16 protein-coding genes and 1 other RNA gene are annotated in these 20,729 nt (G+C 42.3%); 13 read left to right on the top strand and 4 right to left on the bottom strand.

Annotated elements, in window-relative coordinates; all coding sequences use genetic code 11:
- Positions 1–80 precede the first annotated feature (80 nt).
- Both WJM94_RS09615 and grpE read right to left on the bottom strand, forming a co-directional pair.
- Positions 81–1,355, bottom strand: coding sequence for a dicarboxylate/amino acid:cation symporter (locus WJM94_RS09615; protein WP_444494229.1), 1,275 nt, complete (start codon positions 1,353–1,355; stop codon positions 81–83).
- 411 nt (positions 1,356–1,766) lie between these two features.
- Positions 1,767–2,363, bottom strand: coding sequence for a nucleotide exchange factor GrpE (gene grpE, locus WJM94_RS09610; protein WP_444494026.1), 597 nt, complete (start codon positions 2,361–2,363; stop codon positions 1,767–1,769).
- 145 nt (positions 2,364–2,508) lie between these two features.
- Here grpE and nadK point away from each other — a divergent pair, with 145 nt between their 5' ends.
- The 3 genes from nadK (at position 2,509) to bamE (ending at position 5,952) form a co-directional block, all read left to right on the top strand.
- Positions 2,509–3,393 (top strand): NAD(+) kinase, encoded by an 885-nt coding sequence (gene nadK, locus WJM94_RS09605; protein ID WP_444494025.1) that lies wholly within the window; start codon positions 2,509–2,511, stop codon positions 3,391–3,393.
- 295 nt (positions 3,394–3,688) lie between these two features.
- Positions 3,689–5,353: a DNA repair protein RecN gene (recN, locus tag WJM94_RS09600; protein WP_444494024.1), complete on the top strand. Its 1,665-nt coding sequence runs from the start codon at positions 3,689–3,691 to the stop codon at positions 5,351–5,353.
- A 239-nt stretch (positions 5,354–5,592) separates the two neighbouring features.
- Positions 5,593–5,952 (top strand): outer membrane protein assembly factor BamE, encoded by a 360-nt coding sequence (gene bamE / locus WJM94_RS09595; protein WP_444494023.1) that lies wholly within the window; start codon positions 5,593–5,595, stop codon positions 5,950–5,952.
- A 56-nt stretch (positions 5,953–6,008) separates the two neighbouring features.
- Here the strand turns inward: bamE and WJM94_RS09590 are convergent, their stop codons facing one another.
- Positions 6,009–6,359 (bottom strand): RnfH family protein, encoded by a 351-nt coding sequence (locus tag WJM94_RS09590; RefSeq protein ID WP_444494022.1) that lies wholly within the window; start codon positions 6,357–6,359, stop codon positions 6,009–6,011.
- Positions 6,349–6,792, bottom strand: a complete 444-nt coding sequence (locus WJM94_RS09585) for an SRPBCC family protein (RefSeq protein ID WP_444494021.1) — start codon at positions 6,790–6,792, stop codon at positions 6,349–6,351. Before WJM94_RS09585 ends, WJM94_RS09590 begins: the two co-directional genes overlap by 11 nt.
- Positions 6,793–6,910: 118 nt before the next feature.
- On the opposite strand from WJM94_RS09585, the gene smpB reads away from it, so the two are divergent.
- The 10 genes from smpB (at position 6,911) to WJM94_RS09535 (ending at position 20,486) form a co-directional block, all read left to right on the top strand.
- A complete protein-coding gene (gene smpB, locus WJM94_RS09580) occupies positions 6,911–7,396 on the top strand; it encodes an SsrA-binding protein SmpB (RefSeq protein ID WP_444494020.1) in 486 nt (161 codons plus the stop codon).
- A 67-nt stretch (positions 7,397–7,463) separates the two neighbouring features.
- Positions 7,464–7,831, top strand: a transfer-messenger RNA (tmRNA) gene (ssrA, locus tag WJM94_RS09575).
- A gap of 183 nt (positions 7,832–8,014) precedes the next feature.
- Positions 8,015–9,241, top strand: a complete 1,227-nt coding sequence (locus WJM94_RS09570; RefSeq protein WP_444494019.1) for an integrase domain-containing protein — start codon at positions 8,015–8,017, stop codon at positions 9,239–9,241.
- A 3-nt stretch (positions 9,242–9,244) separates the two neighbouring features.
- Entirely contained in the window at positions 9,245–10,177 is a 933-nt protein-coding gene (locus WJM94_RS09565; protein WP_444494018.1) for a hypothetical protein, read from the top strand.
- Between the two features lie 140 nt (positions 10,178–10,317).
- Complete coding sequence (locus tag WJM94_RS09560; RefSeq protein ID WP_020431431.1) at positions 10,318–10,587, top strand: helix-turn-helix transcriptional regulator; 270 nt, start codon at positions 10,318–10,320, stop codon at positions 10,585–10,587.
- Positions 10,588–10,723: 136 nt separating this feature from the next.
- Entirely contained in the window at positions 10,724–13,132 is a 2,409-nt protein-coding gene (locus tag WJM94_RS09555) for a hypothetical protein (protein WP_444494017.1), read from the top strand.
- 192 nt (positions 13,133–13,324) lie between these two features.
- Positions 13,325–14,989, top strand: coding sequence for an N-6 DNA methylase (locus WJM94_RS09550; RefSeq protein ID WP_444494016.1), 1,665 nt, complete (start codon positions 13,325–13,327; stop codon positions 14,987–14,989).
- Between the two features lie 10 nt (positions 14,990–14,999).
- On the top strand, positions 15,000–16,280 hold the full coding sequence (locus tag WJM94_RS09545) for a restriction endonuclease subunit S (RefSeq protein ID WP_140279073.1): 1,281 nt from the start codon (positions 15,000–15,002) through the stop codon (positions 16,278–16,280).
- A 101-nt stretch (positions 16,281–16,381) separates the two neighbouring features.
- Complete coding sequence (locus WJM94_RS09540; protein ID WP_444494015.1) at positions 16,382–19,753, top strand: type I restriction endonuclease subunit R; 3,372 nt, start codon at positions 16,382–16,384, stop codon at positions 19,751–19,753.
- 31 nt (positions 19,754–19,784) lie between these two features.
- Positions 19,785–20,486, top strand: a complete 702-nt coding sequence (locus tag WJM94_RS09535) for a M48 family metallopeptidase (RefSeq protein WP_140279075.1) — start codon at positions 19,785–19,787, stop codon at positions 20,484–20,486.
- Positions 20,487–20,729: the final 243 nt, after the last annotated feature.

Genomic DNA, 20,729 nt, shown 5'->3' with positions numbered 1-20,729 from the left:
CCTTTACCATGTTATTTACAATAAAAAACGAGCCCTATGGACTCGCTTTCTGCTTTATATAGTAAAGATAATTCAGAACATTACGCGCTTGCCTGAACAGGCTCCGCATCAACGATTTCTTCTTTACCTATCTCACCTTCTGATTTAGCAACGATAGTGTTTACCGCCGTATCACCTACAACATTAGAAGACGTACAGAACATGTCGTTAATACGGTCAACTGCTGCAATAATTGCTAAACCTTCTGGTGGCAAACCTAGTTGGTGAAGTAAAACACCAACCATCACAACACCACCGCCTGGAACACCACCAGCACCAATCGATAGCAGAAGAATCGTCAAACCAAGTGTGAAGATATCTGCCGTATTAATTGGCTGACCAAAAGCATTCGCCACAAAAATCGTCGCCAATGCGATATAAATAGATACACCAGACATGTTCATTGTTGCACCTAGTGGTACACCGAAACCAGCCACGGATTTAGAAACCTGCAGCTTTTCTGTCAGCGTGCGCATGGTGACAGGAATGGTTGCGTTTGAACTTGCAGTAGATAAAGAGAACAGAATTTGTTCATGTGTCGCGCGCAAAAAGGTCTTTGGAGAAGTACCTGTCGCAAGACCGACTGCTACTGGATAGAAGAAGAATATCCAGAACACTAGCATCGACACTACGAGAGCAACATAACCAGCTACAGACATCAGCGTGTTTGCGTCCAACGTTGCACCCAGTTGAATCATTAAAGCAAATACACCGTAAGGCGCGAGGCTCATAACCAGGCCAACGAGTTTCATCATGATTTCGTTTGCCATCTTAAAGGTACGAATAGCCGGACCACCACGAGAATCCAGAGCTTGAATTGCCAAACCAGTCAGAATCGCCATAAAAATGATTTGTAGCATGTCACCGCTTGCAAACGCCTGAACAGGGTTGCTAGGTACGATATTCACTACCAGAGAAAAGATATCAGGCGTTTCAGTCGTCGTAAGTTGAACGGATTCAGAAACCGTCCCCGCTAGGTTAGCACCCGCTCCTGGTTGAAAAATAAGACCAACCGTCAGTGCCGCCGCAATCGCAATAATCGTGTTTACGATATAAAGCGCGAAGGTTTTACCGCCAAGGCGGCCAAATGCAGTAATGTCTTTAAGATCGACGATACCACACACAATTGATACATAAACCAAAGGAACAACAAGCAGTTTGATCAGCGAAACAAACATACCGCCAGCGCCTTCTGCTGCACCAAGCAGATAAGTATCAAAAATCGCAATACCGCTAAACAAATACTGAATAGCAGTCCCCAGCACTAAGCCGGCAAACAAACCTATAAAAATCTTTTTAGAAAGCGATTTATCCATCATAAATCTCCAATATGTTATGTTTACTATTTACTCTTTTATAGTTATATCTGCTTAAATATGAAGCAGTCGTCGCAAATCATACACAGAGAAGTTACAAAATAAAGTGAATCTTTTCATTTTTGTTAACAGAAAATCTCAGCAATATTCACCATATTTTCGGTTATTTTTTAGCACAAGCGTTCACAAGCCTAACAATTACAATAGGTTAATAGGCATAAATTCAAAACACAGAAGCAAAAGAGAGCGGAAATTTACTATTGGAAAAATTATCCCCAATAAGAAAATTTATGAAGAAGATCAAATTTCGATTTTTAAGACAGTAAAGCGACAAAGTGCAATGAATTGTATAAAAAAATGCCTGTCACAATGTGACAGGCATTTTTGGGATTATTTCAACGGTAAAGTAACTTACTTAGCAACCATAACCATTGCAGGACGAACAACACGGCCGTTTAACTCGTAGCCTTTTTGCATAACGAACATAACAGTATTTGATTCGTGATCCGGGCTTTCTTGGATAGACATAGCTTGGTGCAACTCAGGGTTAAAGGCTTCACCCTCAGGATTGATCTCTTTCAGACCAAATTTAGCAACAACGTCTACAAACGTTTTATGAGTAAGCTCAACACCTTCAAGGATCGGCTTAATCACTTCGTTTTCTGTATCAGCCGCTTGGATTGCACGCTCTAAGTTATCAATCACAGGAAGCAGTTCTTCTGCAAACTTGTTCAGCGCGTATTTACGAGCTTTATCGATCTCTTGCTCTGTACGGCGACGCATGTTCTCTACTTCAGCTTTTGCTCGAAGAACAGAGTCTTGCTGATCTTTTACTTTTGTCTCGCTAGACAATAGCGCCGCTTCTAGTTGAGCAATCTTAGCGTCTTTCTCATCACCAATTTCTTCAAGTTCCGCTTCAGCTTCTTGAGCTGCGGCTTCTACTTTCTCAGCCTCTTCGATGATTTGATCAAGCTCTTCTTCGGTAACTTTATTTTCTTCGTTGCTCATGATATCTCCAGAATTCAACGTAATTCTCTTAAAGCCATGCGTGTTTTGTGGGCTTTAACCACATAAAAATTCGCATATTTAGGTAACTTGCCATTATTATGGGGATGAAGATTCCTGATTCAAGCCTCTTTAATGCGGAAATTCTATGAAAAATCCATGTAACGTGATCGCGATTATCGGAAAACCAAGAGATCAACAAGCTATTCAAACTCATAGAGAGTTGTACCAATGGTTGACCGCAGAAGGTTACAAAGTATTTATTGACGATCGTCTTGCTGCAATTTTAGACGAGATCCCGCAAAAGCAGTTTGCGAGTTTAGTTGAGCTAGGAAAAAACTCAGACCTTGCAATTGTGGTTGGTGGTGACGGCAACATGCTGGGCGCTGCACGCATTTTATCACGCTTTGACGTACCAGTTATCGGCGTTAACAGAGGTAATTTAGGCTTTCTGACCGATTTAAACCCGGATGACTTCCAAGCGGCTCTCAAAGCGGTACTCGAAGGTGAATACATCGAAGAAGAGCGTTTCTTGCTTGAAGCAGAAGTGCATCGCCATGGTCAAATAAAAAGCCACAATGCCGCCTTAAACGAAGCGGTTCTCCACCCTGGCCAAATCGCACATATGATTGAGTTTGAAGTTTATATCGATGAAAGCTTCGCTTTTTCACTGCGCGCAGATGGATTGATCGTATCGACGCCGACAGGTTCAACCGCGTATTCTCTCTCTGGAGGCGGCCCGATTCTGTCACCAAGCTTAAACGCGATTTCGTTGGTGCCTATGTTCCCTCATACGCTGTCGAGTCGGCCATTAGTTGTCGATGGAAAACGCCGTATCAAACTGCTTGTATCTCCAGAAAATCGTGGCACTCAAGAAGTCAGTTGTGATGGACAAGTTTCATTACCTGTATCCCCTGGTGATGAGATCCACATATACCAGAGCCCAAACGTACTAAAACTGATCCATCCGAAAGATTACAGTTACTATCACGTTTTGCGAAACAAACTGGGCTGGTCAAGTAAACTTTTTTAATGTAGCTCCCATCTGATAAAGCGCAGAAATCCCACATAACTGCGCTTTATATCCAACAGGTAACGACTTGACACATCGGCCAACTCTACGCTCCAAATTCGTCATACGTTTTGCTTCAACTCTTCGTAACTCTTTAAATTTAAATAATTCGTTGTCAGCCAACGATTCACTTTTCCTACAACATCACAAAAAAACATTTCGCCAGCAAAAATTTTCACGCCCATCTTTACTGTATAAAGAAACAGTATATACTGTTTTCTTATACAGTATTGTTCAGTTATACAGGTAAATAAAAATGCTGGCTCATCTAAGTGTTAATAATTTTGCAATTGTTAAGTCTTTACAACTCGAGCTTTCTAAGGGAATGACCACCATTACAGGTGAAACAGGCGCAGGTAAATCTATTGCAATTGATGCCTTAGGCCTCTGCTTAGGTGGTCGGTCCGATGCAGGCATGGTGCGACAAGGTGAAGAAAAAACCGAAGTGAGTGCTGCATTTTTACTGGATAACAACTTACATGCAACGCGTTGGCTAGAAGATAACGACCTGCTCGATGGCAGTGAATGTATTTTGCGTCGCATCATTACTAAAGAAGGCCGCTCAAGAGCCTTCATCAATGGCAGCCCAGTACCACTTTCACAACTAAAATCTCTCGGTCAGCTTTTGATTAATATCCATGGTCAGCATGCTCACCATCAATTGATGAAAAGTGATCATCAGATGGCCATGCTGGATCAATATGCTGGTCACTTAAATCTACTAACAAGTACTCGAAGTGCCTATCAGCACTGGCGCCAAGCAGACAATAACCTCAGGCAGCTAAAGGAAAATAGCCAGCAGAATCAGGCACAAAAGCAATTGCTTGAATACCAAATAAAAGAACTGAATGAGCTATCGCTAGGTGAAGAAGAATTTGCAGAACTCGAACAAGAGCACAAACGACTATCCAACAGTGGTGAGCTCGCCGCTACCTGTCAGCAAGCCATCGAACTTATTTACGAAGGTGAAGAAGTCAATGCGCTTGGTATTTTGCAATCAGCCAATCACTCCCTAATCCAATTAGCAGAATTGGACGAGAAACTGTCTGAACTGCCAAATATGTTAGCGGAAGCAATGATTCAATTGGAAGAAACTAAGAACGAACTGCGCAATTACCTTGATAGTATCGATGTCGATCCCGGCCGCATGGCGTATGTAGAAGAGCGTTTTTCCAAAGTCATGTCGATGGCGCGTAAACACCATGTTATGCCAGAAGAGCTTTACCAGCATCATCAGGATTTATTAGCACAAATAGAAGCTTTGGATTGTTCTGATGAAAGACTCGATGAACTCGCTCAGGAAGTTGAACAAAAATACCAAAACTTCTTAAGTTCAGCCGAGAAACTGAATAAATCACGCAGCCGTTACGCAAAGGAACTGAATAAACTCATTACCCAAAGTATGCACGAATTAAGCATGGAAAAGGCCGTGTTCAACATTGAAGTAAATAACGAAAATACACACCCTTCTCCATTGGGTATGGATAGCGTTTGCTTCTTAGTTTCAACTAACCCTGGCCAACCACTGCAACCAATAGCGAAAGTTGCTTCTGGTGGTGAGTTATCGCGTATCTCGTTAGCGATTCAAGTCATCACGGCTCAGAAAGTAGATACTCCTAGCCTGATTTTCGATGAAGTGGATGTGGGTATCAGCGGGCCAACCGCAGCTGTGGTTGGTAAAATGCTTCGTAAACTTGGGGAATCGACACAGGTACTGTGTGTGACTCACCTTCCGCAAGTAGCAGGTTGTGGCCATCAACAAATGTTTGTCGCGAAGCACACCAAAAAAGGACAAACAGAGACCCAAATGCATGCTCTGGATGAACAACAACGTGTCGCAGAATTAGCCCGTCTGCTTGGTGGTAGTCAGATTACCGACTCAACCCTTGCTAATGCCAAAGAGCTGCTTATCGCTGCATAAATTATTCTACAGAGTCATTGGAAGTACCAATGACTCTTTGTTTATCCCCCAACTTCCACTACCTTTACGCTTGTGCTAAAACGTCTCTAACAGTGAACGTGAGTGAATATCTACCAATAAATGCAACTCAACTCAAAATTCGTTGTCAGATTCCCTACCATACGACGCATAGCTTTTTACATCTGCGTCGAGCTTGTTTATTATCAGCGCAGTATTTTAAAGGTTAGTAAGAAATTATTATGCAATTAAAGAAGTGGTTAGTTGCCGTACCATTAGCAATGACGTTGCTGACAGGATGTTCGGTATTAGAAAAACTGGTTTATCGCATTGATATCAACCAAGGCAACTATGTAGAACAAAGTGCGGTAGATAAATTAAAGTTTGGGATGACTAAAGCACAGGTTCGCTTCGTACTTGGATCGCCGATGCTTATCGAGAACGGTTATCCAAACACATGGTATTACATATACCATCACACCCCTGGACACGGTGATCCTGTTCAGAAAGACCTCGTCGTTAACTTCGATGATCAGGGTACTCTTGCTGACATTAACGGTGACTTCCCGAAAAGCGACGAGTTTTACGAGAAAATTCAGTAAATAAAACCTTTATACAAAAAACCTCCCAGTTGGGAGGTTTTTTAATAATTCCGAGTTTAACTCTTACGCAGAGCGTTAGGCTTACTACCAGTGACCGGATCGGCATTGCCCGCCGCTTTCGCTTGTTCCGCACGTTTACGGCGAATCTCTTTAGGGTCGGCAAGTAGTGGACGATAAATTTCGATTCTGTCTCTGTCACGTACCGTCGCATCCAGCTTCACATTACGGCTGAATACACCAACTTTATTCTTCGATAAATCAATTTCTGGATACAGCTCAAGCACACCAGATAGACTAATGATCTCTTCAACCGTTTCGTGTTTATTCACCACTAGATTAAACACACGCTGTTCATGTGGTAAGGCGTAAACAACCTCTACATGAATCATATCTGATTCAATACTCATAACACTCGTACACCTGTTTCGCACGTTTAGTAAAGGCATTGACCATATTGCTAGTCAGCTCGTTAAAAATCTTACCAAAAGCCAATTCGATCATTTTACTAGAGAATTCAAATTCAAGTTTGAGTTCAACTTTACAGGCTTGCTCGTCCAGAGCAGTAAAAAACCAACCGCCACGCAAAGTCTTAAAAGGACCATCAACCAAGTTCATCATGATTGACTCTCCAGGAATAAGTTCATTAGAAGTGGTAAAGGTTTTACTGATACCTGCTTTCGCCACATCGACAGAAGCCACCATACCATCATCCGAAGCGTTTATAACTCTAGATCCCGAGCAACCAGGCAGAAACTCAGGGTATTTAGCAACATCATTGACCAGATCAAACATCTGCTCTGCACTAAACGATACCAACGCTGAACGGCTGATTTGCTTCATACTTACTCCTATCGATACATGTCCAGATTAAAAGCGAGAGCCAATTTTACTTTTATTCAGCGATTGCGCAAATAAAAGGATTTCCTAACCGATATCCAAGCCGTATAATGAGGCCATTATGGCAAAGACAAAATCAAAACAAAAAGCGGGTAGTAACACTATCGCGCTTAACAAAAAAGCTCGCCACGAGTATTTCATTGAAGATGAAATCGAAGCTGGCTTAGAGCTCCAAGGTTGGGAAGTGAAAGCCCTTCGCCAAGGTAAAGCCAATATTTCTGAAAGTTACGTATACATGCGTAACGGTGAAGCCTTTGTGAGTGGCATGACAATCACTCCTTTGAATCAGGCATCGACACACGTAGTGGCGAACCCTACCCGTGTGCGTAAATTACTTATGAGTCGTCGTGAACTCGATAACCTACTCGGTCGTGTCAACCGTGAAGGCATGACATTAATTGCACTTTCTCTGTACTGGTCTCGCTCTTGGGTGAAGGTAAAAATTGGCGTGGCAAAAGGTAAAAAGCTGCACGACAAGCGTACAGATCTAAAAGAAAAAGATTGGGCGAGAGAAAAAGCACGTGTAATGAAGAGTTCACTGCGTTAATCTTGACCACTTAAACGCGTAGGGCTGGACAGCTAATGCTTTTCTGTTACTATGCGAACAATACCTTGGGGCTGATTTAGGATTCGACGGGAATTCAGAAGTCTGAGGTGCATGCCGAGGTGCGGTAGGCCTCGTTAACAAACCGCAAAAAAATAGTCGCAAACGACGAAAACTACGCACTAGCAGCTTAATACCCTGCTTAGAGCTCTCTCGCCCTAGCTTCCGCACGTAAGACGGGGAATAACGAGAGATCAAACCCAAACGCGCTAGCCCGGATTCTCCCGCCTGAGAGATGAACGGCGAATTATAATTCAGGATAGTCATTCATTCGCGTGTCGGTTCGCAGGTGGGTGGCGAAACTAAAGATCGACTAAGCATGTAGTACCAATGATGAAAGGTTTTCGGACGCGGGTTCAACTCCCGCCAGCTCCACCAATCACTAGTAACGGGACGTCTCAGGACGTCCCGTTTTCTTTTCTAAACCCTTGTCCTATCTAGCTTTAAGTGGTTCAGGGCGTCTCATCAAGATTCACTTAATCTCAGTCATTTAGTAACATTCTGCGTAACACTAACCAATAACAACACAAATTGGTGTTACATCAGAAAGGAACTATTAAAATGGCTAAGAAAATCAAGCCTTTATCACCAACTCAAGTAACCAAAGCTAAGCCCTTAGAGAAAGAATATTCGCTTGCCGATGGCAACGGTCTGTACTTACGTATAAAACCTAACGGCGCAAAGCTTTGGATTTTCAACTACATCCATCCAGTGACTAAAAAACGCAAGAACATCAGCCTTGGTGCTTTTCCTGACATTACTCTCGCATCTGCGAGAGAAAAAACAAGAGAGATGCGCCAACAGGTCGCTGAAGGTATTGATCCAAAAACTCACAGGGATAACCAACTCATTACCGCACAGATAGCTCAGTCATCAACTCTTAAATCCGTTGCCGAAGAATGGTTTGAAGTAAAAAAGCATGACGTTTCCGAAGACTATGCCAACGATATCTGGCGATCTCTCGAGCTACATATTTTTCCCAACCTAGGTAACATGCCGATAAGTGAGCTAACTGCCCCAATTGTGATTCAAGTCTTACGACCAGTAGAAGCAAAGGGCGCATTAGAGACAGTTAAACGAGTATGTCAGCGAATAAATGAAGTGATGAACTACGCAGTGAATTGCGGAAAGATTCAGTCCAACCCATTATTCGGGATAAAGCATGCATTTAAAAAGTCGAAAGCTGATCACATGAGTACTATCAGCCCAGACGAACTCCATACTCTTATGCAAGCGATGTCGTTAGCCAATATCAAGCTTGCTACCCGCTGCGCTTTTGAATTCCAACTCCACACCCTGACCCGTCCTGTTGAATGTGCTGCCGCTGAATGGAGTGAAATTGATTTCGAAAACAAACTTTGGGTCATTAGCAAGGATAAAATGAAAATGAAGCGCGACCACAAAATCCCTCTTTCAGACGCTTCTATTCAGCTTTTAAACTTTATGAAGCCCATCTCCTACGGACAACGCTATGTCTTCCCCAGTTCAAAGTCTGTTGACCAGCACATGAACAGTCAGAGCGTCAACGCAGCTCTAAAACGTGCAGGAATGAAAGGAAAGCTGGTAAGTCACGGTATGCGTTCCATCGGCAGTACAGCGCTCAACGAACAGGGCTTCAACAAAGATGCTATTGAGCTGTGTCTAGCACACGTAGACAAGAACACGATTCGTGACATCTACAACAATGCTGAGTACCTCCAGGAGCGTCGCAAGATAATGGAATGGTGGAGCAACTTCATACTTGATGCTTCTAAAAGTGCTAACACTATTGCAAAGCCGCGAGGCTGAGTCATGGCATTAAAACAAGACCTTAACTATCAGAATTCCGCTCTTTACAAATTCTTGCATAAGCATAGAGAACGCATATTTAAGGATAGAACAAAGACTCCTGAAAATACTGCTCTATTCCTTCTATATTTAGGTTTCTCTCTAAAAGACTCGACTCCATACACTAAAGGATTTTCGGAAGTAGAGTACTTGATTGAAAATACATTCATTACGGCACTAGACATTTTATGTAAAGATGATGCAGATGAAATCAATCAGATATTGAGGGATTACTCAGATCAAATAGGATTAACGAAAAATAAAAAGCCCAAACGATTCGATGATGAGGATATTTATCAAATGGTATTGCTAGGAAAGGAGATTTTTCCTGAAAAACCATTAGAGAAAATCTATGAAAAAATCGAAAGTGTGACAAAGATCTCAAAGAGTCAAATCAAGAAAAAATACTACTCTTTCATCCAATTGACCAAAAATAAACCAATACTCAAAGAACATTACGCAAGAAACAGAACACGAAGAGAGGTAAGCCATCACTGGACAAGTTTATTTGATCTTGATATCGGATTTTTACCTACTTACAAAGATTTTTTTCTTGACATGGTATCGGCCATCGATGAAGTACTTGAACACAGCTATCATCATCATTTAGGTTACCCTAAAACAGATACACCAAGTGCATTGCAAGATCTCATAGATTTCCATAACCATCTGAATATTAACAAAAAAGAAAACCCTTCTGGGTTAATAACGTTACACGAGATTAGCTATAAGCAACCTTACTATGAGTTTAAATACTATCGAACTGAACTCGAAAAGTACTATTCATCGAAAGCTATTAACAAGCTTCCAAGTCTTTCTTTTTCAGATGAATTAGAGAAAGAAGCGGTGTTCTTTAACTTTTTCGAGGCGGCAAAACCAATAAAATCAAACACTTAGACACATACTTCATCTCACCCCACGATTGGTCAAGAACCCCTCTCTGTTTTTGACCAATCACTTGTCATAACTTCAATTCCGTCGCTGGCCAGCGGTCTTTAACACAAACGAAAAATTAAAAAATAACAAAGGTGTTAGTTATGACTGAACAACAAATCAAAATCGTACGTAAATCTGACGTTCTACAGCGCGTTCCATTTTCAAGAGCGACTCTTCACCGCAAAATTAACGATGGAACTTTCCCACCATCAATTCCTTTAGGTGCAAACTCTGTTGGTTTCTTATCTCATGAGGTCGATGCAATTATCGCAGCGATGGCACTAGGTAAAGATCTACAGCAAACTGTTTCTCATCTTGTTGAGCAAAGACAGTCTCTTTTCGACAACAGTCTCTATGCACTAGCCGCATAACTAAAAACTCTCACTAAGCACAATAAATCAATTGTTTACTGCATGCTTTAGCATGCTGGTAAAAGTGCAGAATTTTTTAGTTATATATATTATCTAGAAATTTTGCACTTTTACGTTCAAGCAGGAATTAGAATAAATGAACGTCATCGCGCAATCTCAATCTACAGAACACACTCTACTTCAAACCTCAAAAGCTAAGTCGGTTTTCATTATGCTCGACCCGTGCCTTCAGCATCGCTCGAATGATCATCGAGTCGTTGCTCTACGCAACGACAGAAGCAATGCGATGGATGTCGTCAGATATTATCTAGATGCTGGCTATACGATTACATTAGTCGCCGATTCAAAGCTGTTCCCGACTCAAACGGCTAGATTAATGAAAAGCAACTACTGTGGAAGTCGTGTTCCAATGTTAGATAGCGCGACAGGGATTTACTACAGCTTAGAGAACTTTAGAAGCACTGTGACTTATCTAACCCTTTGCAACTCTCTATCACCGTGCAAAGAGACATCGCAGTGGCTTTCCAAGCAATTGATTCGTACTGTTCCTCTGACAAACAGCACAACCGAGGCATGTGTTAACACCTTTCTGTCTGATTTACAGGGCGTTCAGAGTATCGACTTGTTGAGATCAGCACTTGACGAGCAACTCGAACAGAATCGCAATAGAGTGCGAAAGTTCATGTCTCCGACTCTTCAAACTAAGACCATCACCGTTGATTCATTGCGCTCTCCGCTGTGCTCACAGCTTATCAACGACAGCAAAACTCTTGCAGTAAGAGCGGCAACAGGCACAGGGAAGACCAAGCATCTATTTGGTCCATTAGCGAAAGCGGCTCGAAGCAAAAACAAGAAGATCGTTTATTTGTCTTACTTGACCGCACTGGTCGAACAATACTGTAATGACAATCTCGCAGTCAGCTACAACCAGGATTTATGCGAGCTAGAACAGGCGGATGCAATGGGGGTTGTTGTAAACAGCATTTGGAAATCTCATATTCGCTCTGTGCTTAATCAGGCGGATATCCTTATCATTGATGAGTTCGAAAAAGTACTGACGACTGTCGTATGTTCTGAACCAAGTAAACAGTTACCTAAGCAAAACGTTTTTGAAAGCTTGTCAGAAGTCATTCGTAATGTCCCACAATTGATTGTGGGTGATGCTGATCTTTCAGATATTAGCTTGAGTTACATCAAAGAGTTAAGAAGCGAAGTGACGCTATTGGATTGCACTGAGAACCCGTATTCTTCAATCAAAGCTGTGGTCACAGATAAAAACCAGTACCTCTCCAACGTATATCTTAAAGAGCGTCTCATTGAGGAAGATAAAGTGTTCCTGTTTGATTCTCTCGTCACACTTCGTCAGGTTACCCAATCACTAGGCTATAAAGATTCTAATAAGCTAGATAGTGAAGATGAAGCACTAAAAGACGGTGTCTTAATTATCCACGCTCACAATAAAGACATGCCTGCTCAAAAAGCCTTTTTGGAGAATCCAAACGAAGAGATTAAGAAGTATAAAGCAATCATGGCATCTCCTTGCTTAAGTTCAGGCTTTTCAATTACTACGCACTTTACTAACAAGGTTATGGTTTTCTGCGATAAGACATTAACACCTTTAGAGCTGATTAATTTCGCACGTCGATTTCGTACAGCAAAACAAATTTGGTTTGCTGTTGATGCGTACAAAGATTTCATTACGCCACATGCCAAAGAGACGACGTACAAACCAACAGTCCATGTCCAGCCAACTGACAAGTTGAACATTGCATTCAACAACGTTAAAAAGCGCTTCTTCGCTCCTTTAGCCTTGCATTTACATTTAACGTTGGAAGAACTCGGTTTTATGACTACATCGGCCCCATCCTCTTTTACAGCACAACTGTTTGCTCAAAAGAGTGTTACTCTGGCAGCCAAAGCGTACAAAGAGTTAGAAGTGCAAGCGATTGTATCCTCACCTGATTTAACTCAAGAACAAGCTTCCTGGTTATGGGCTAAAGACAGAAGGACGTCTTCTGATAACGCTTCTTTAACTAAGTTTCAGATCAAGCGGGATTACGGAGTGAAAAAGGTTACAGAAGATGACGTTAACTTCCACTTCAAGTTCTTAGTCAATCGAAGTGTGTTTGATTCATTCCCGTTCGTGAATCGCTCTAGTGACAAAGTGGAAATCGAAACGAAGCACCATCGTACCGCTCATCTCATCTATGACCGAATTTTGAAAAAGTATGGATTTTCTGTCGATGGTGACGCCTTTTGGATTCATAAAGATGAGGTTCGCCAGATTGTAAAAACCTGTTATGTTAACCGAAAGCTATTGAACTGGGCTTTTAAAGATAGCTTACACATTACCAAACCTCTTCATCAGGAGGCAAAACCAAACAAGGCGACGTCATACCTTAAAAGACTCTTAAACTCATTGGGCTTCGAAGTTGGGACATTCCGTAGCAGTAGCAAAAAAGCAAAAGTAGAGATGCATAAAAACGCTCGTAATTATGCTTGCTTTAATTCAGCCCCATCCGAAAGTACCAAGTCCGCAGCCTAACAACACCGCCCTGCTACCACGACACTCATAAGGTAGCAGGGAGTATCCCCTATAAAATCATAATCTTACTACAGCGCTCAATTCCTGAATCTAAAGCCTCTCAATCAACGCTTGTTGCGTTATAATGCCCACAATTTTGTTCTTCGCTCACACCAAGATTCTGAGCGAGCCGTGAACGTTTAAGAGATTCTTATGACAACCAATACCGCAGTAGAAAAAATCAGCCTTGAAGAGCTAAAAACATGGCTTTGGGGTAGCGCAAACATCATGCGTGGCACCGTAGATAGCTCAGACTTCAAAAACTATATCTTTGGTCTCCTGTTCTTAAAACGTCTTTCAGACGTATTTGACGAGCGTGTAGAAGCCGTGATGGAAGAAGAAGGTTGCAGCGCTGAAGAAGCAATGGCGCTCATTCAGGAAGATAACCCAGAGCAGTTCGTTCCTGTGTATGCACGTTGGAACAAGCTGATCGAAAGAACGGAAAATATTGGTGAGTACATCGATGAAGCCTTTGCTGAAATCGAACATCAAAACCCATCACTAGAAAAAGTGCTTACCGCCATTCAGTTCGGTGATAAAGAGAAGCTCAGCAATGAGCTACTGACTCGCCTACTCCGCCACTTTAACCAACACAAGCTGGGCAATAAAAACCTCTACAAAGCCGACCTACTTGGTGACGCATACGAGTATTTGATTGGTAAATTTGCTGATGATGCTGGTAAGAAAGGTGGCGAATTCTACACTCCTCATGAAGTGGTAGAACTTATCGTTAAGCTAATTGACCCACAACCAGGCCATGAGATTTACGATTTGACCTGTGGGTGCGGTGGCATGTTGGTAGAGTCTGCTCGTCACATCAAAGAGAGCTACGAGAATGGCACCATCATGGGCAAGCCTAACTGTAAACTTTACGGTCAGGAGAAGAACCTAGGAACATGGGCAATTGCTAAACTCAACATGTTCTTGCACAACCTAGATGGTGACATTAAGCGCGGCGATACACTGGTAAATCCATTACATAAAGATGGCGAAGGCCTTCAAACGTTCGACCGTGTGATTGCCAACCCACCTTTCTCTCAATCGAAGTGGTGGGAACCGCTAGAACTCAATGACGGTAAAATCATTGATGGAAAAAGTGGCAAAGAGAGAAACGTGAAATACAGCACTGACCTTAAAGATCCTTATGGTCGTTTTGGTCTTGGCGTTGCACCGAGGACAAAAGCAGATCTAGCCTTTGTTCAGCATATGATTGCCTCAACGAAAGATGATGGTCGAATCGGCGTTGTCGTTCCTCACGGTGTACTTTTCCGTGAAGGTGATGAGGGTAAAATTCGTAAAGGTATGCTTATCGGCAACGATGAATTTAAAGGTGACTTGATCGAAGGTGTAGTTGGTTTGCCGCCAGCACTTTTCTTCAACACAGGCATTGCGGCTGCGGTATTGATCATCAATAAAGACAAACCTGCCGCACTGAAGAATAAGGTTATTTTCGTTGATGCTTCCGCCGAGTTTGGTGAAGGTAAAGCGATGAACTATCTTCGTGAAAGTGATATCAAACGTATCACAACCGAGTACAGCAAAGCGAAACAAACTTTAGTTGATACAGGAGAGCAAACGGAAGATAAACTTTCGGAGCTACTGGACACTATCACTGTTGATAAGTACCTACGTGTCGTTGATATCGCTGAAATCAAACAAAATGACTTTAATCTCAATCTCAGTCGTTATATTGACACTTCAGAAGAGCAAGAGAGTATTGATGTTTCTCTAACAATAGAAAAACTAAAAAGCATCGATAAAAATATAAGTGAAACAGATATTAAACTGAATACCCTACTAAAGATCTTAAACTTTTGAGGCTGCTAAAATGAAAACCTTTCAACCAATGAACTGGAAAAAATTACAGCTAGCAGAAGTGTGTGATCTCCAAGGAGGGTTTGCTTTTAAGAGTAAAGATTTCACTCAGAGAGGCATTCCGTTAGTCAAAATATCAAATATAAAAAACCTTGATATTGTGATGGATAACTGCGTATACGTTGATAGTGTAAAAGAGCAGTTTTTAGTTTCTGAAGGTGACATTCTAATCGCAATGTCAGGAGCAACAACTGGTAAAATTGGCAGATATACACTTGATAAGCCTGCAGCATTGAATCAACGTGTGGGTGCCTTCAAACCACATCAAAAACTATCATCTGACTATTTGTTTTATGTCTTACAACAAGATCGGATTGTTAGTGAGTGGCTTAAAGATGCAATTGGAGGAGCACAGCCAAATATTAACCCTGCGAACGTACTTGATGTTGAAGTTCTATTACCCTCAATGGAAGAGCAACAAAAAATCGCGGAAATCCTTTCAACAGTTGATAAGAAAATCGACCTTATCGACCAGAAAATTGCAGAAACCGAAAAGCTTAAAACAGGCTTAATGCAAAAGCTGTTTTCAGAAGGTGTCGGTGTTCAGGACGAGAATGGAAACTGGCAACCGCATACTGAGTTTCAGGATTCTCCATTTGGGAAAATTCCAAAGTGTTGGTCTGTTGAAACTTTAGGGGAGCACACTATTAAAGTAGGTAGCGGTGTAACCCCTAAAGGTGGCAGTAAAGCATACGTAGATACTGGCATTCCACTTATTCGAAGTCAAAACGTCTTATTTGGTAAGTTTAAACTTGATGATGTCGCGTTTATTACTGAGCAGCAACACGAAAAAATGAAAGGCTCTCAATTACAACCTAAAGATGTTCTTTTAAACATAACAGGGGCATCTATAGGTCGTTGTGCTGTTCTGCCCGCTGATTTTGAAGAAGGTAATGTTAATCAGCATGTCTGCATTATACGTATGTCACAAGCTATAACTCCTGAGTTTTGTGGTTGGTTCTTAAATTCAAATTTAGGACAGAAACAAATATGGAACTTGCAAGCAGGCGGCAATAGAGAAGGTCTAAATTTCCAGCAAATCAGAAGCTTCAGGATTCCAGTATTAACAGTTGAAGAACAATGTTCTATCGTAGACATCCTTTCTACTGTTAGTGATAAGCTAAATCTTCTTGAGCAACAAAAAGTCGAAACCCAGCAACTAAAAAAAGGCTTGATGCAGAAGTTACTTACAGGTGAATGGCGAGTTCCTGTTGAGGAAACTGAAGCCGCTTAGCAATTGCTTCATGATGCCTTCGGGCGAAGGCACCTGAAAAGCAAAAAACGTAATTTAAATGAACAATAAAAAATGAATAACAATAAATAAAGGAATAAGGTATGTCAGGTCAGGCTGAATCATCGAATCCAGAGCTAGTTGGGGTAGAACGCCCAGCGATTGAATGGTTAAAAGCCCTTGGTTATCAGCACATTAAAGGTCGAGATGTAGAACAAACACACAAGACTGAGCCTGTTATTCTGGAGTCAGTGTTAACTGACAGACTACACGCCCTTAACCCTTGGCTGGCCGAGGTTCCGAACGGTGCAAACAAAGCGATTAAACAGCTCAGAGACATATGGTTTGAGCATAACAGCGACTTAATGCTGGCTAACCATGCGTTCTGGAAGCATGTTCTGTTTCAATCGAATCTGCAACAAAAAGACAAAAATGGTCAGCCTCGTAGCATCCGTTTTATCAACCAAACAGGTGCCGAGGGTAACTTATTCCATGTAGTTGATCAGTACGTCGGCAAAAATGCTAACGATGAACTTTTTAAGCCAGATTTATTGTTATTCATTAATGGCTTACCCCTTGGCTTGATTGAGTGTAAAAACAGCGCAATTAAGCTCAGCAAAGGCATTGCACAAATTGATGGCTACCAAGGCACTTTCACTCAACACTTTGCCTTTAATATGGTTTGTGCCGCCATTAATCGCAGCCAAGCCAAGTATGGCGCGATCTATGCGCCAGAACAGTTCTATCTAACTTACAAATTTGATCCGAAAAAGCCTGATGAGAACATTGTTCTTACCGAATTAGAAAATCAATTAGGCAAGCCCCCTACAGAGCAAGAAAAGCTACTGTGGGCATTATTCGAGCCTTCCCGCTTCGTGCGTTTAGTCTGTTTCTACCCTATGTATGAAATTGAAAAAGGCATCATGATCAAGAAGCTGCCACGTTACCAACAGTGGCTCGCAGTCGAGAAGACGCTACTCCGTCTACAGGGTAAAGACCCACAGCTATTAGGCCAAGAACTTGGCGGCGTAGTTTGGCATACGCAAGGGAGTGGTAAATCACTGACGATGGCGCTACTTGCTCGTTTAATGCGAGCCGAAATTTCTGGTTTCAATAACCCAAGTATTTTGATTCTTACCGACCGCACTGACCTTGACCGTCAGATCCATAATACCTTTACCAATGTCGGTCTTGAATCGATTAAAGCAGATTCCGTCGCTGGGCTAGAAGCCATGCTCAGCAATGACTACGGCACCATTTTCACTTCGACCGTTCAAAAGTTTCAAGAAAGCGATGGTAAGCAGATACAGGCCGCAAAAGAGTCCGAAGATGAGGATTCCATTGCAGACTCTAAAAGTCGTGTCAGACGCGTTTTGAGGAAGGATGATTCTGGGCAAGAACAATGCTGGATTTTAAAGGAGAACAATGTTCTTCACGGTCAAACTGATGCTAATGGCAACCCTAAAAAAGCCAAATGGGAACTCGTTAGCGAAGAGAAAGTTGATTTTCGTGTTCTGAGTACCAAGCCCAACTTCTTCGTGATGGTTGATGAAGCGCACCGCAGTCAGTATGGATTCCTTGCTGCATTCATGCGTGCTTCTTTACCTAACGCCAAGTTCATAGCATTTACTGGCACCCCGCTTTTTAAAGACGATAAAGAAACCCTGGGTACATTCGGCGGTAAAGAGTACATCGATACTTACCGCCTCGACGAGGCGGTTGCAGATGGTGCAACGCTGCCTATTAAATATCTTGAAGGTATGGCGCAATGGGGTAGCGACGGAAAGCTAAAACAAGCTTTTGAGGATAAATTTGGTAATGATCCTTTAGCCCGTAAGAAAAAGCTAAAGCAAGAGTTACTCAAAAAACGTCGTGGTGCTATCGGGCGTATTGAGGAGAATGCTCGCCATCTCGTCGAACACTTTCTATCAAGCGTGAAGCCTCGTGGCTTTAAAGCCATGCTGGTATGTGACGGGCGTGATATGGCCGTTCGCTATAAAGACGTGCTGAACCAAATCATGCAGGAGCGTCAAAACAAAGGTCTGCCGACCTTTGAAAGCCGAGTGGTTATCTCTCTCGGTAGTATGACAGATAAGCGTACAGGTATTAGTGAACAACAAGCTCACTATGCATCAGGATCAACCTCAAAACTTGAAACTATCGAAGAGCGTATCAAACGGGAACTCAAACAAGGTCAAACACCGATAGCCGTACCGTCTGAAAAGATCCCTAGCTTGGTGAATGATGAATTTAAGCTGCCTTATGGTGATGAATCCGCTAATACCAAAGAAGAAACCAAGTTTAACAACATTGGGTTAATCATCGTTTCGGACATGCTGTTAACTGGTTGGGATGCGCCTATTGTCAGCACTTTATATTTGGATAAACCGCTAAAAGAACATACTTTGCTTCAGGCTATTGCTCGTGTAAACCGAACTCGAAAAGGTAAGAAAGCAGGTTACATTGTCGATTACTTCGGGGTGGTTGAGTACCTAGATGAAGCGCTGAAAGTTTATGGGGGTGACGTACAACCCGATCAAGTATGGACGGACGTCGAAGCGGAGTTACCACGCCTTCAATCTGCTTTGACAAAAGTGTTAGACATTCTTCCGAAAAAGCACAACCCAGTGAAACAGCCTGAACCTTACAAAGAGGATGCCGATCTCTACCTAGACCCTGATACTCGTCTAGATATTGTTGAAGACTTCCTCGTTGCTCTCGCTGGATTCAATAGCCGCTTAGATATCGTGTTACCCGACGAACGCGCATCTAAATATCAGCCTTACTTCAAAGTGCTGAATGAGATAAAACTCCAACTGCGCAACAAAATGCCTGAGAGTGCAGATACGGTTCGCATCACCGCATCTGAATCTGAGCTGCTTAAAAACATGCTCGACGAGCATATAGAAGCGAGTGAAGTTAAGAGCTTGCTAGGCCGTGAAGTTTCAATTCTGGATGCTGCGGATATGGATCTACTCCGCAAACAGAAAAGTGCAGGGAGTGCAGCGTTGGTCATGAAGAACAAACTCAAACACACCATTAAGACGGGTAAAAGTAAAGATCCTGCCTTCTTTGGCGACTTGGAAGAAGAGCTAGAGAAACTTATCCGAGATGAACGTGAAGGACGGATCGAACAAGCACTATTCCTGGAACAGCTAGAGCTTTTTGCTCAGCGTGTTCGTGATAAAGATGCCAAGCCATCTGAGATGGGCTTGGGAACAGCAACAGAGCGAGCCGTGTTCAACTACTTGGAAAAGCAGGTTGAGGAAGCTGAAGCTTTGGCATGGACTAAAGGCATCTTTAGCCACCCTGATATCGCTGAAGTCATGTTGTCACCGATATGGAAAAAGCAGACTGATATTCATAATGAGATCAAAAAAACAATCAGGACTATTTTACGTGGTCTTGGTGGCTGGGATATGACGGTAGCACGTCAGCACTCTGCTGAAATTTTCAGTATTATGCTGAACAACTGATCCTTTGCTTCATCAATGACGAAAGAAACATATGCCAATTTTTCAATACGGTACAACTGAAATCGAGTGGGAATTTAAGCTCGACTTAAAACTCAGTCACCACTACGTTACTGTAGAAAGAGGGAAGACTGTTCTTCTCAGAGGCCCAAGTGCCTCTGAGGACGAGCAACGAGAGCTGATTCGGTATAGAGCAAGGTGGATCAAAGAGCGCTTAGCGGAAGTCAATCAACCGTTAAAAGAAGAAATCGTCACAGGTAGCCGAGCGCCTTACCGTGGTCGTTCTTTCTATTGTGAAGTGATCCCTACGCCAGAGTTATCGACGGTAGAAGTGAAGTTTAACCAAAGCCGTTTTAAAGTTCTTTCTCCCGAAGGCCACTTCGTCAGCCGTGAGCGATTCAGACCAGCGTTGGAGCGTTTCTACAAACAGAAAGCCTTAGAAAAAATTGCTTCTCGCTTACGCTACTGGCAACAGAAAACGGGCATGCAAGCCACAACTTTCCACATAAAAAAGTTTGATGCACGTTGGGCTAACTGTACCGAGAACAATGTTCTGGAGTTCCACCCTCGTTGCATGGAGTTTTCCAATAAGGTTATGGATTACATAATCCTTCATGAGCTATGCCATACCGTAGAAAAAAGCCATAGCAAAAACTTTTGGAAACTAGTCGCCAAGTATTGTCCTGACTGGAAAGAGCTGCATGAAGAGGTAGAGCGTTCTGGGATGGGGATCTAGCGGAGTCTACTGCACTTTGAAAATGCCAAGAGGCACTGCCCATTGCTCTAAATCTTTCACTCGCCCTCTACTCACGACTTTTTATTCGCTAATTTAATTGAATAACTTTCATCTTTTAGGAACCTAGCGAGAACAATGTTCTCGCAGTATCAAACTTAGGTGTTCAAATAGGTTAATGAAACATACATACCAATTAAAACCACTCAACTAAAAAACTTTAATTCAATATAGTTTTTAATGTTT

It is taken from the genome of Vibrio sp. YIC-376 (genome assembly GCF_052353105.1).
GTDB lineage: Bacteria > Pseudomonadota > Gammaproteobacteria > Enterobacterales > Vibrionaceae > Vibrio.
The sequence above is the reverse complement of the archived record's forward strand: the minus strand, read 5'-3'. Positions and strand labels throughout refer to the sequence as shown.